Origin of the sequence: Aeromicrobium chenweiae (assembly GCF_003065605.1) — a bacterium.
Classification (GTDB): Bacteria; Actinomycetota; Actinomycetes; order Propionibacteriales; family Nocardioidaceae; genus Aeromicrobium; species Aeromicrobium chenweiae.
In genome coordinates, this window is the sequence record NZ_CP026952.1 from 418,041 (window position 1) to 429,183 (window position 11,143).

Annotated in this window: 13 protein-coding genes; 8 read left to right on the top strand and 5 right to left on the bottom strand. The window is 70.4% G+C overall.

What is annotated here, in order from left to right; translation table 11 throughout:
* The first annotated feature begins 72 nt into the window (after positions 1-72).
* Positions 73-1,251: an alcohol dehydrogenase catalytic domain-containing protein gene (locus C3E78_RS02075; protein ID WP_108576751.1), complete on the top strand. Its 1,179-nt coding sequence runs from the start codon at positions 73-75 to the stop codon at positions 1,249-1,251.
* A gap of 30 nt (positions 1,252-1,281) precedes the next feature.
* Here C3E78_RS02075 and C3E78_RS02080 read toward each other — a convergent pair whose 3' ends face one another.
* Positions 1,282-2,379 carry a carboxylate-amine ligase gene (locus tag C3E78_RS02080; RefSeq protein ID WP_159085777.1) on the bottom strand — a complete coding sequence of 366 codons (1,098 nt, stop codon included), beginning with the start codon at positions 2,377-2,379 and terminating at the stop codon, positions 1,282-1,284.
* A gap of 131 nt (positions 2,380-2,510) precedes the next feature.
* Here C3E78_RS02080 and C3E78_RS02085 point away from each other — a divergent pair, with 131 nt between their 5' ends.
* The gene (locus tag C3E78_RS02085) at positions 2,511-3,404 is read left to right on the top strand and encodes a DUF72 domain-containing protein (RefSeq protein WP_199906909.1); all 894 of its coding nucleotides are present in this window, start codon (positions 2,511-2,513) and stop codon (positions 3,402-3,404) included.
* Here the strand turns inward: C3E78_RS02085 and C3E78_RS02090 are convergent.
* The gene (locus C3E78_RS02090; protein WP_108576753.1) at positions 3,364-4,158 is read right to left on the bottom strand and encodes an SDR family NAD(P)-dependent oxidoreductase; all 795 of its coding nucleotides are present in this window, start codon (positions 4,156-4,158) and stop codon (positions 3,364-3,366) included. The two genes, C3E78_RS02085 and C3E78_RS02090, sit on opposite strands and share 41 nt — an antisense overlap.
* Before the next feature lie 106 nt (positions 4,159-4,264).
* Between C3E78_RS02090 and C3E78_RS02095 the strand changes: the two genes are divergently transcribed.
* The 4 genes from C3E78_RS02095 (at position 4,265) to C3E78_RS18125 (ending at position 7,621) form a co-directional block, all read left to right on the top strand.
* The gene (locus tag C3E78_RS02095) at positions 4,265-4,444 is read left to right on the top strand and encodes a hypothetical protein (RefSeq protein WP_108576754.1); all 180 of its coding nucleotides are present in this window, start codon (positions 4,265-4,267) and stop codon (positions 4,442-4,444) included.
* Positions 4,445-4,750: 306 nt separating this feature from the next.
* A complete protein-coding gene (locus C3E78_RS02100) occupies positions 4,751-5,812 on the top strand; it encodes a YihY/virulence factor BrkB family protein (RefSeq protein WP_108576755.1) in 1,062 nt (353 codons plus the stop codon).
* Positions 5,813-5,948: 136 nt separating this feature from the next.
* Entirely contained in the window at positions 5,949-7,475 is a 1,527-nt protein-coding gene (locus C3E78_RS02105; RefSeq protein ID WP_108576756.1) for an FAD-dependent oxidoreductase, read from the top strand.
* Positions 7,472-7,621, top strand: a complete 150-nt coding sequence (locus tag C3E78_RS18125; RefSeq protein WP_159085778.1) for a hypothetical protein — start codon at positions 7,472-7,474, stop codon at positions 7,619-7,621. The genes C3E78_RS02105 and C3E78_RS18125 overlap by 4 nt, the downstream gene beginning before the upstream one ends.
* A gap of 45 nt (positions 7,622-7,666) precedes the next feature.
* Here C3E78_RS18125 and C3E78_RS02110 read toward each other — a convergent pair whose 3' ends face one another.
* Positions 7,667-8,086 (bottom strand): Hsp20/alpha crystallin family protein, encoded by a 420-nt coding sequence (locus C3E78_RS02110; protein WP_235833745.1) that lies wholly within the window; start codon positions 8,084-8,086, stop codon positions 7,667-7,669.
* Positions 8,087-8,296: 210 nt separating this feature from the next.
* On the opposite strand from C3E78_RS02110, the gene C3E78_RS02115 reads away from it, so the two are divergent.
* Both C3E78_RS02115 and C3E78_RS02120 read left to right on the top strand, forming a co-directional pair.
* The gene (locus C3E78_RS02115) at positions 8,297-9,133 is read left to right on the top strand and encodes an SDR family oxidoreductase (RefSeq protein WP_108576758.1); all 837 of its coding nucleotides are present in this window, start codon (positions 8,297-8,299) and stop codon (positions 9,131-9,133) included.
* Positions 9,134-9,232: 99 nt separating this feature from the next.
* The gene (locus C3E78_RS02120) at positions 9,233-9,892 is read left to right on the top strand and encodes a methyltransferase (RefSeq protein WP_108576759.1); all 660 of its coding nucleotides are present in this window, start codon (positions 9,233-9,235) and stop codon (positions 9,890-9,892) included.
* A 32-nt stretch (positions 9,893-9,924) separates the two neighbouring features.
* Here the strand turns inward: C3E78_RS02120 and C3E78_RS02125 are convergent, their stop codons facing one another.
* Together C3E78_RS02125 and C3E78_RS02130 are read right to left on the bottom strand one after the other, a co-directional pair.
* On the bottom strand, positions 9,925-10,122 hold the full coding sequence (locus C3E78_RS02125; RefSeq protein ID WP_108580708.1) for a CDGSH iron-sulfur domain-containing protein: 198 nt from the start codon (positions 10,120-10,122) through the stop codon (positions 9,925-9,927).
* Complete coding sequence (locus C3E78_RS02130) at positions 10,119-11,063, bottom strand: iron-containing redox enzyme family protein (protein WP_108576760.1); 945 nt, start codon at positions 11,061-11,063, stop codon at positions 10,119-10,121. The genes C3E78_RS02125 and C3E78_RS02130 overlap by 4 nt, the downstream gene beginning before the upstream one ends.
* Positions 11,064-11,143 lie beyond the last annotated feature (80 nt).

Sequence of the window (11,143 nt, forward strand, 5' to 3'; positions counted from 1 at the left end):
ACTGCTGTGACGCGAGGCAGGCGCGAGCCGCCCGCGCACACCGACATCCGCCCGAATCACGAGAGGCACCACATGAAGGCACTGACCTGGCAGGGCAAGCAGAACGTGAGCGTGGAGACCGTTCCGGACCCGAAGATCATCGAGCCGGACGACATCATCATCGAGGTGACGACGTCGGGTCTGTGCGGCTCCGACCTGCACCTGTACGACCCGTTGGGACCCTTCCTGCACCCCGGTGACGTCCTGGGTCACGAGCCCATGGGTCGCGTGGTGGAGCGGGGATCGGACATCACGAACCTCCAGCTCGGCGACCGCGTCGTCATCCCGTTCCAGATCGCGTGCGGCTCGTGCTTCATGTGCGAGCGCGGTCTGCAGACGCAGTGCGAGACGACACAGGTCCGCGAGTACGGCATGGGCGCCGCCCTGTACGGCTACACCGATCTCTACGGCGCGGTGCCCGGCGGCCAGGCGGAGTTCCTGCGGGTGCCGCACGGCAACTACAACCCGATCAAGGTCGAGGAGGGGCCGAGCGACGACCGCTTCGTCTACCTCTCCGACGTGGCTCCGACGGCCTGGCAGGGCATCGAGTACTCGGGCATCCAGGCCGGCGAGACGCTCGTCATCGTCGGGCTGGGACCGATCGGTGAGATGGCCGCCCGGATCGCGCTGCTGCGCGACGTCCGGGTCATCGGCGTCGACCTGGTCCCCGAGCGCCTCGCCCGCTCGGCGTCCTTGGGGGTCGAGACCATCAACCTCAAGGACGGCGACCCCGTCGCGGCGATCCTCGACAAGACGTCGGGCCGCGGAGCCGATGCGGTCATGGAGGCCGTCGGCATGGAGGCACACGGCTCCGGCGTCGCGGAGGCCGCGCAGAAGGTCGTCGGCCTGCTGCCGAAGGCGTTGTCCCGCCCCGTGATGACCCACGCGAGCACCGATCGGCTGGCAGCGCTCAACCTGGCGTTCCAGGCCGTCCGTCGTGGTGGCACGGTGTCGATCAGCGGTGTCTACGCAGGAGCCGCGGACCCGCTGTCGATGCAGATGATCTTCGACAAGCAGCTCACGCTGCGCATGGGCCAGGCCAACGTGAAGCGCTGGCAGGACGACCTGCTGCCGCTCGCGATGGACGACGCGGACCCGCTGGGACTCGAGACGTTCGCGACCCACCATGTGCCGCTCGACGACGCCGCGGCCGCGTACGCGATGTTCCAGAAGAAGGAAGACGGCGCGATCAAGGTGCTCTTCCAGCCCTGATCCGTACGCCCGAAGCTGCCTCCCGTCGCGTCAGTCGCGGTGGGAGGCAGCGGTGCGTTCGAGGATGTCGTCCACGACTGCACGCAGGTCCAGGTCCGGCCCTGCGGCCTGGCGCTGCCGCTGCGCGCCGGTGCCGTCGGCCAGGAGGCGGGCGATGCCGTCCTCCACGAGCTCGAGGTCGCCGGCCTCCCGGAGCGCCGGGGTGACGAAGGCGACCAGCGCAGCGAGCGCGTCCGCCGCAGGCACCAGTGCGGCCGTGGATGGATCGAGGAGAGAGCCGGCCAGGCCGTGGCGGCGGGCCTGCCAACGGGCGGCGCGGAGCAGGTCGACGCGCCATGGCGCGACCGGGGCGCCGGCACGCCATGCCTCGGCGCAGGTCTCGACCAGCCCGCGGCACACGGCTGCGACGAGCGCGGTGTCCCGCAGGTCCGTGCAGATGTCCGCGACGCGGATCTCTACGGTGGGGAAGCCGCGCGACAGCCGGGCGTCGAAGTAGAGCATGCCGTCGTCGAGCGCGGCTCCGGAGGCGACGATCGCGGCGACGGCCCGCTCGTAGCCGGCCGCGTCGCCGAACGGCTCGACCGGCCCGGCGGACGGCCACGAGTCCCAGATCTCCGCGCGCCAGCTCGCGTACGACGTGTCGATGCCGAGGTCGAACGGTGAGCCGGCGGACATCGCGAGGACCAACGGGAGCCAGGGCCGCATCCGGTCCACCACGCCGACGCCCTCCTCGTCGTCCGCGATGTCGACGTGCACGTGCGTGCCGCACGCGAGCGCCTCCCGCCCCACGCGGCCGAACCGCGCCATCATCTGGGCATATCGCTTCTTGGGGGTGAGCTCGCCCTCGTCGTCGGGCAGGATCGGGGTCGGCATGGCGGCCAGCCGCGCGCCGACCCCCTCCGCCGCCTTCGCAGCACCCCGACGCGCCTCCCGCAGGTCCGCCAGGACGTCCGCGACCCGCACGTGCGGGTCGGACTGCGTCTCCACCTGCTGCAGGAACAGCTCCTGCTCGATGGTGTCCTCCGACGGGGCCTGGGCGACGGCCCGGTGGGACGAGGCGACCAGCTGCCCGGTCCCGGGATCCACCAGGAACATCTCTTCCTCGACTGCCAGCTTGCGCACGACCACGGGACCCATCGTGTCGGTCGCCCGCCGGGACGGCAACACGGGTGGGGTGATGTCGATCATCGGGCGGCGAACCGCTTCAGGTGACGGGTTCGGGGCACCCCGAGGTCGACTCGTCGACGGAAAGGACCCACGTGCCCAGGACGACCGCGGGAACGGTCCGGATCGGCATCTCCGGATGGACCTATCCGCCGTGGCGCGGGGTGTTCTACCCGCCGGGCCTTCGGCAGAAGGACGAGCTCGAGCACGTCGCCGAACGACTGTCCAGCGTCGAGATCAACGGCTCCTTCTACTCGCTGCAGCGTCCCGACAGCTACCGCGGCTGGCGCGAGCGCACCCCGGAGGGGTTCGTCTTCGCCGTGAAGGGTGGGCGCTTCATCACCCACATGAAGAAGCTCGGCGACGTCGAGCAGCCGCTGGCGAACTTCTTCGCCTCGGGACCGCTCGCCCTCGGCGACAAGCTCGGTCCGGTGCTGTGGCAGCTGCCACCGAACCTCGGGTTCGACCCGGCGCGGCTCGCGCACTTCTTCGACCTGCTCCCACGCACGACGACGGCTGCCGCCCAGCTGGCGGCGCAGCACGACGAGCGGGTCGCGGGCCGGTCGTGGACCGAGACGGACGCCGACCGCGAGGTCCGGCACGCTCTGGAGGTGCGGCACGACTCGTACCTGAGCCCGGCCTTCCTCGACCTGCTGCGGGAGCACGGGATCGCCGTGGTCGTGGCGGACACGGCGGGTCGCTGGCCGTTGCTGAAGGAGGTGACGACGGACTTCGCGTACGTCCGCCTGCACGGCGACACCGAGCTCTACACGAGCGGCTACGGGCCGGACGCGCTCGACGAGTGGGCCGCGTTGATGCGGGGATGGGCCGAGGCGGGCACGGACGTCTACGCGTACTTCGACAACGACGTGAAGGTGCGGGCCCCGTTCGACGCGCTCGCGCTCGCCGAGCGGCTGGCCGATCTGCAGCCCCAGGGGCCACCCGAGGTCACGTGGGGGAGTTCATCTTCCCGTGCAGCTTCGCCGTGAGGGAGTCCGGCAGCAGCGCCGAGAGCGCAGCCTGGAGGGCGTTCATGCGGGTGCCCGGCACGACGTGGTCGCGTCCCGCCAGCATCGCGTCGACGCCCTCACGTGCGACCTGCTCTGCGCTGTCCTTGTGACCCTCGTCGATGTGCGTGCCGTCCAGGCCCGCACGGTCGAAGAACTCGGTGTCGGTGGGCCCCGGCATGAGGGCGGTGACCGTCACGCCGGAGTCCGCGAGCTCCTGCCTGAGCCCCTCGGCGAAGGACTGCACGAACGACTTGGACGCCGCGTAGGTCGTGTTCAGAGGACCGGGCATCTGGGACGCGATCGACGACGTGAACAGCAGCCGTCCGTCGCCCTCGGCCACCATCCGCTCGGCCAGCTCCTTGCCCAGGTGCACCGTCGACGTGACGTTGAGCGCCACCAGTCGCAGGTGGGCGTCCAGGTCGGTGTCCACCAGCGGTCCCCCGACGCCGATGCCGGCATTGATCGCGGCGACGGCCGGCCGTCGGGGGTCCGCGTCGAGCGCGGCGAGGGTCGCCTCGTTGCCCGCGGTCGTCGCGAGGTCTGCCTGCACGGCCCGGGCCGAGGTGATCGCGTCGAGCTCGCGGGCCACGTCGTGGATGGCGTCGTCCTCGGCCACGACCACCAGGTCGTAGCCACGCTCGGCGAGCTCGCGGGCGAGCTCCCGGCCGATCCCGGAGGATGCGCCTGTCACGAGTCCGAGCGGCCGGGCGAGTGTCGGGGTGGGGTCGTCCATGTCGTCAGCTCCTGTGTCGATTTGCCGGGGACGTACCCCCGTCCGGACGACTGATACCGCGCCTCTCGTTGGTCACCGGGGCACCGCGAGACAGTACGATCGCCGTGTGTCCGACCTGACGTACCGCCAGATGCGGGCCCTCGAGGTCGGTGTGACCCAGATGATGCAGACGATCACCCGCCTGCAGGACGATGGCTGGGTCCTGCTGCAGGACTACGTCTCGATGCGGGGCAAGAAGGTCCGCCTGGTGTTCGGCAAGGCGGAGGGCTCGGTCCGGGACGGATGACCGGAGCCCACACCTGAAGGGGCGGACCGTTCGGTCTGCGTAAGCCCGGGGTCCGCCCTCTTCGTGGTGAGTCGTCCGGATCCCGCCGCCCAGGGTTTCCCCTCGGGTTCGGGTCTCTCGAACACCATGTCTTTACCCACCGTGCGGGTCGCTCAAACACGACGTCGTGCCCCGAGGGCCGTGACGCTGGTCACCCATCCGGTCCCAGGCTGTTTCCCGGCGGACAGGCCGGGTATCGAAAGGGGGCAGGACCTTCCTGCGTGACACCGGGCGTCGAGCGTCGCCCCGAACCCCAGGGGGACCACGATGAGCGCAGCCGAGGCACGCGACCGCACAGCGATCGACCCCGACGACGACCGCAAGCCCGAATCGCCCGCGGACCTGCACAAGAGGTCCTGGATCTACGTCGCCAAGAAGACTCTCCGGGAGTTCTCGAAGGACCAGTGCACCGACCTGGCGGCCGCGCTGACCTACTACGCGGTGCTGGCCCTGTTCCCCGCGCTCCTCGCGCTGGTCTCGTTGCTCGGCGTGTTCGGCCAGGGTCAGAGCACGGTCGACTCGCTGCTGAAGATCGTCGACCAGATCGGTCCCTCCTCGGCGGTCGACACCCTCCGGCCGACCATCGAGCGGCTGACGAGCTCTCAGGGGGCCGGCCTCGCTCTGGTCATCGGCGTCCTCGGAGCGCTGTGGTCCGCGTCCGGCTACGTCGGGGCGTTCGGTCGGGCGATGAACCGGGTCTACGAGATCGGCGAGGGGCGCCCCATCTGGAAGCTGCGTCCCATCCAGCTCCTCGTGACCCTGGTCGCGATCATCCTGGTCGCGATCGCCGCGCTCGCGCTCGTGCTGACCGGCCCGGTCGCCGAGGCCGTGGGCGATCAGATCGGGCTGGGCTCGACGGCGATCCTCGTGTGGGACATCGCCAAGTGGCCGGTCGTCCTGCTGATCGTCGTGATCATCGTCGCCGTGCTGTACTACGCCACCCCGAACATCAAGCAGCCGAAGTTCCGTTGGATCAGCGTCGGCGCGGTCTTCGCGATCGTCACGTGGATCGTGGCATCGGCACTGTTCGGTCTCTACGTCGCGACCTTCGCGAGCTACGACAAGACGTACGGCTCGCTGGCCGGGGTCATCGTGTTCCTGCTGTGGTTGTGGATCACCAACCTGGCGCTCCTCTTCGGCGGCGAGCTCGACGCCGAGCTCGAGCGGGGCCGACAGCTCCAGGCGGGCATCGCCGCGGAGGAGACGATCCAGCTGCCGCCGCGCGACACCCGGAACATCGAGAAGGCGGAGAAGAAGCACCAGTCCGACGTCGCCGACGCCCGCGAGATCCGCTCGGACGCCGGACGCGACGAGGACACCCGCGACTGAGCCGCCGGCCCGAACGGGACGACGGGCGGTTGCGCCCCGGCACACCGGGGTACAGGCCGCGCATGATCGCTTCCAGCACTCGGCGGGCAGCTCATCCCGTCACGACCCACGACCTCCTGCGCGACCGGAGCGTCCGATGAAGCCGGCCACGAGCTCGACGACCTCGTTGTGGCTGGACCGTCCCGAGCCGATCGCGGACGAGCCCCTGCCGGCCGGCGACCATCTCGACGACATCGTCGTCGGTGCAGGCATCACCGGCCTGACCACGGCGCTGCTGCTCGCACGGGCAGGCCGGCGGGTCGCGGTGCTCGAGGCGGGAGTGGTCGGTTCGCTCGCATCGGGCAACACCACGGCCAAGGTCTCGCTGCTGCAGGGCACCAAGATGTCGACGATGCTGCGGTACCAGTCGCAGGACGTCGCGCGTGCGTACATCGAGGGCAGCCTCGAGGGACAGCAGTGGATGCTGCGCTTCTGCGACGACCACGACGTGCCCTACCAGGTGCGGGACGCGGTGACGTACGCGTCGTCGCCCGAGCAGGCGGCCACGGTCACCCAGGAGCTGGAGGCGACCCAGGCCGTCGGGCTGCCCACCTTCGCGATGGCGAACCTCGACGTCCCGTTCCCGAGCTTCGGCGCGGTCGTGCTGCGCGACCAGGCGCAGATCGACCCCCTCGACCTGCTCTCCGCGCTCGTCGAGCAGATCCGCTCCCACGGCGGATCGGTGCACCAGGGCGTACGCGTCATGGACGTGTCGTGGTCCGGTCGGCGCACCGTGACGCTGGAGGACGGTTCGACGCTGCACGCCGACACGGTGGTGCTCGCCACCGGCTACCCGATCCTGGACCGGAGCCTCTACTTCGCCAAGCTCGAGCCGACACGCTCGTACGCCCTCGCGTACGACGCGCCGGCGGAGACGATCCCGGACGGGATGTACCTCTCAGCAGGATCGCCCAGCAGGTCCGTCCGGGACGTCCCGACCGCGGACGGGGGGCGCAAGCTGCTGATCGGCGGCGCCGGTCACCCGGTGGGCCGCACGTCGTCGGAGCGGGCGAAGGTCGACCAGCTGCGGGAGTGGACGGCGCGCCACTTCCCCGGAGCGGTCGAGACCCACGCATGGTCCGCGCAGGACTACCAGTCGCACGACACCGTGCCCTACATCGGACCGATGCCCCGCGGTGGTGGCAGCGTCTTCGTCGCCACGGGGTTCGACAAGTGGGGCATGACGTCCGGCATCATGGCCGCCCGCAGCATCTCGGCGCAGATCCTGGACGAGCAGCCGAGCTGGCAGAAGGTCATGAGCACCCGCGTCACGCGTCCCTCGGGCGCCGCCCACCTGGGCGTGATCAACGCCAAGGTGGCGGCCGCCGCCGCGACGGCCGCCGTGAGCGCAGAGACGCGCACGGCACCGGCGCAGCCCGCCGAGGGTGAGGGCGCCGTCGGCCGCCGGGGGATCGTGCCGGTGGGGACCTCGACCGTGAACGGGACGACGTGCGCGGTGCGCGCGATCTGCACGCACCTGGGCGGCGTGCTCACCTGGAACGACAACGAGAAGACGTACGACTGCCCGCTGCACTCATCGCGCTTCGCCGCCGACGGCACCGTGATCGAGGGGCCCGCCGTCCGTCCGCTCAAGCGTCTCGAGACCGAGGAGGAGCCGTCATGACCGCCACGCCCGAGGACCCGCGCGACGACGTCGAGCCGTCCGACCCGATCGAGCGCCGGCCGGCCGACCCGGATCCGGGCCTGGCACCCGATCCGCAGCACGAGGTCCGCGAGAACCCGCCCGAGGGCGCATCGCCCGGTGAATGACGAGTGCCCGCCCGACACGTGTCGGGCGGGCACTCGTGCTGCGGGCTACGCGGAGATCGAGGTCTGCTCGTCGGCGGACCCGACCTGGATCTTGCGCGGCTTGGCCCGCTCGACGAGCGGGATGACCACGGACAGCACCCCGTTGTCGTAGTTCGCCGAGATGCGCTCGGTGTCCACGCCCTCGCCGAGGGTGAACTGACGCAGGTAGCTGCCGGGACGGCGCTCACGGGTGATCCACTGGACGCCCTCGTGCGCCGCGGCGGTGCGCTCGGCGCGGATGGTCAGCAGGTGCCCGTCGAGGTCGATGTCGATCGACCCCGGGTCGACGCCCGGCAGGTCGGCGCTCAGGACGTAGCGATCGCCCTCCTTGAACAGGTCGACCGGCACGGCGCGCGGGCCGGTGCGCAGCTGCGTCGTCAGGTCCTGCGCCAGGCGGTCGAGGCCGCTGAAAGGATCAAAAGTCATCGAGTTCATGGCAAGTTCTCCTCTCGTCATAGTTGAGTCGACTCGACCCAACTCACGGATGGTTATAGATCCGAGCAGCCCTGCTTTCAAGATCCGTTTCCTGAAGAGATCCTGAGAAATGGCGGCCGGTGGGGCGGCTCGTCCACGGCGGTGTGAGCGGGCTCCGGACGGGGTAGTGCACCAGCACACACTGCCGCTCAGGAGGAACCCATGACCGACTCGCCAGCCCAGGACCTGCCCGGCCACGAGAGCGATCTGCAGCCCACCGCCGACCACGGCGAGCACTCCTACCGGGGCACCGGTCGCCTGCTCGGCAAGGTGGCGATCATCACCGGGGCCGACAGCGGCATTGGCAAGGCCGTGGCCATCGCGTACGCCCGCGAGGGTGCGGACGTCGTGATCGGCTACCTCAGCGAGGACGACGACGCCGCCGACACCCAGCAGTGGGTCGAGCGGGCAGGACGTACGGCGATCCTGGTCAAGGGAGATCTCGTCGACCCCGCGCACTGTCGTGCCATGGTGGCCCAGACGGTGGAGCACTTCGGGCGGGTCGACGTGCTGGTCAACAATGCCGCGGTCCAGATGTACCGAAAGACGTTCGAGGAGATCCCCGACGAGGAGTGGGACCGCATCATCGCGACCAACCTGAGCGCGATGTTCCACCTCGTGAAGGCGTCCCTGCCGCACATGCCGCACGGCTCGTCCATCATCGGCACGTCGTCGATCAACTCCGACATGCCGATGCCCGAGCTGATCCCGTACGACGTCACGAAGGCCGGCATCGCCAACATGACGGCCGGCCTGGCGCAGCTGCTCGCCGATCGGGGCATCCGTGCCAACAGCGTCGCCCCCGGACCCATCTGGACGCCGCTGATCCCCACCACGATGCCGCCCGACGTCGTGGACGAGTTCGACGAGATGTCCCCGATCGGCCGCGCGGGGCAGCCGGCCGAGCTGGCCCCGGTCTACGTGATGCTGGCCTCCGACGAGGCGTCGTACGTCTCGGGGGCGCGCATCGCCGTGACGGGTGGCATGCCTATCCTGTGACGCGATCGCCCCGGCCGACGCCCGGGCGAGGCGTTTCCGAATCCCCCCGGCGGGTAGAAGTCGGGGGCGACAGCACCGCGCGTCGCAGCAGGAGGACACATGGACCAGACCGACTCGACCAGCGCCGCGACGGCCCCGACGCCGACGGACACGATCGAGTTCGGAGGTCTGCACATCGCGTTCGACGACCGCGTCCTGCGACCCCGGGCCTGGACGATCGCGCAGTCGGAGTGGGCGGCCGAGCTGCTGGAGGACGCAGCGGACGGGCCGGTGCTGGAGCTGTTCGCCGGCGTCGGGCACATCGGTCTGGCCGGTCTGACCGGATCGGACCGGGACCTCGTGCTGGTCGACCTCAACCCGGTCGCCTGCGTCCTGGCTCGGCAGAACGTCGATGCCGCCGGGCTCGCAGCCCGCGTGGAGGTCCGTGAGGGCCGCATCGACGACGTGCTCGAGGACACCGAGACGTTCCCGCTGATCATCGCGGACCCGCCGTGGGTGCCCTCCGCGGGCATCCATGAGTTCCCGGAGGACCCGCACATCGCGATCGACGGCGGGTCGGACGGCCTGGACCTCGCGCGGACCGCGTGCCAGGTCATCGACCGGCACCTCGAGCCGGGCGGATCGGCCATCGTGCAGCTGGGCTCCGTGGAGCAGGCCGAGACGATCGGTGAGCACCTGGTGAACGTCCTGGGCTCCGACATCCGGGTGGTCGAGACGCGCCAGTACGACCGAGGCGTGCTGGCGCGACTCACGCGCTGACGTGGCCGCCCTCGGGCAGCAGTGACGGCTCCCTAGCGCTTCGGGATCACCTTGTGGGTGCCGTCGCACCACGGCTGCGAGGCGGACTTGCCGCACCGGCACACCGCGCTGATGGGACGTGTCGTGCGGTGGAGCTGACCCTCGGCGTCCTGGATCACGTGGTCGCCGCGCACCAGCATCGGCCCGTCCGCGCAGAGGATGACGTCGGGGTGCTCCTCCGGGGCGGTCATGCGGCCCACTCCTTGAGCATGCGGTGGGCGAAACGGTCCTCGAGGTCGAGGCACGTGAACGCACCGAAGAACACGTCGTCGCGCAGCCCCGGCTCGTCCTGCAGCAGCGAGCCGCAGATCGTCCGCACGGCCAGCTGCTCGTGGACGGCGTCGGCCTCGACGTGCTCGGTGTAGTAGCCGATCATCGACGCGGGCAGGCCGAGGCGCTCGAAGCCCTGGGCGATGCGGCGCGACGGGATGCTGCTCGTGATCTCGAATGCTGCGAGGTGCCCGAGGGACGCACCGCGCAGGCGGCGGTTGAGGCCGAACAGCGACATCGCGTTGTTCTCCTCGAGCACCTCCAGGGGGACGTCGTCGATGTAGGCGCCGTACTCGTTGCGCAGCCCGCAGTCGTCCATGCCGCGGGCGAACAGGGCCGCGTGGAGCTTGGTGGGGTCCCCGCCGCCGTACTCGTCGAACTGCAGCTCCATGAGCGCGGCCTTGGTCGAGTAGCCGAGACGGGGCACGAGCCAGGCGCTCGGGTCCGACTCCTTGAGGTGGTAGATCGAGCGCAGGCGCAACAGCTCCAGTGCCTGCTCGTTGGTCGCGTCACGGTGCACGAACTTCGCCAGGGACGGGCCGTCGTGGTCGGCCACGAACGAGAAGAGCGTCTCTGCGAACTCGCCCTCGGGCGAGGTGTCCGGGGCGCGGTCGCGCAGCTGCTGCTCGAACGACGACTCCAGCGACCGGCGCAGCTCGATCAGCTCGGGCTGCCACTCGCGCGCGTCGTCGACGTCCTCGAAGCCGCGGTAGTGCAGCTCGTACAGGGCCCACAAGGTGATCTGCAGGTCCTCGTCGTCGTCGGGAAGGGTGCGCAGGGCGTCGTCCCAGGACGGCGACGACGCGCGCATCGACTCGAAGACGGTCTCGCTGAGGGACCCACGTCCCTTGGGGGTCAGCACCCTGCCTCCGCGGCACGGGCAGGTGTGGTGGTCAGTTCTGGCGGCATGTTCTTCCTCGCGGTGGTGCAGGCGCCCGTCGG

What these genes read in the sequence shown, in the direction of transcription:
- C3E78_RS02075 (WP_108576751.1), top strand. Translation starts at nt 73, where the DNA reads ATGAAGGCACTGACCTGGCAGGGCAAGCAGAACGTGAGCGTGGAGACC.
- C3E78_RS02090 (WP_108576753.1), bottom strand. Translation starts at nt 4,158, where the DNA reads ATGGACGACCCCACCCCGACACTCGCCCGGCCGCTCGGACTCGTGACA.
- C3E78_RS02100 (WP_108576755.1), top strand. Translation starts at nt 4,751, where the DNA reads ATGAGCGCAGCCGAGGCACGCGACCGCACAGCGATCGACCCCGACGAC.
- C3E78_RS02105 (WP_108576756.1), top strand. Translation starts at nt 5,949, where the DNA reads ATGAAGCCGGCCACGAGCTCGACGACCTCGTTGTGGCTGGACCGTCCC.
- C3E78_RS18125 (WP_159085778.1), top strand. Translation starts at nt 7,472, where the DNA reads ATGACCGCCACGCCCGAGGACCCGCGCGACGACGTCGAGCCGTCCGAC.
- C3E78_RS02110 (WP_235833745.1), bottom strand. Translation starts at nt 8,086, where the DNA reads ATGACTTTTGATCCTTTCAGCGGCCTCGACCGCCTGGCGCAGGACCTG.
- C3E78_RS02115 (WP_108576758.1), top strand. Translation starts at nt 8,297, where the DNA reads ATGACCGACTCGCCAGCCCAGGACCTGCCCGGCCACGAGAGCGATCTG.
- C3E78_RS02120 (WP_108576759.1), top strand. Translation starts at nt 9,233, where the DNA reads ATGGACCAGACCGACTCGACCAGCGCCGCGACGGCCCCGACGCCGACG.
- C3E78_RS02125 (WP_108580708.1), bottom strand. Translation starts at nt 10,122, where the DNA reads ATGACCGCCCCGGAGGAGCACCCCGACGTCATCCTCTGCGCGGACGGG.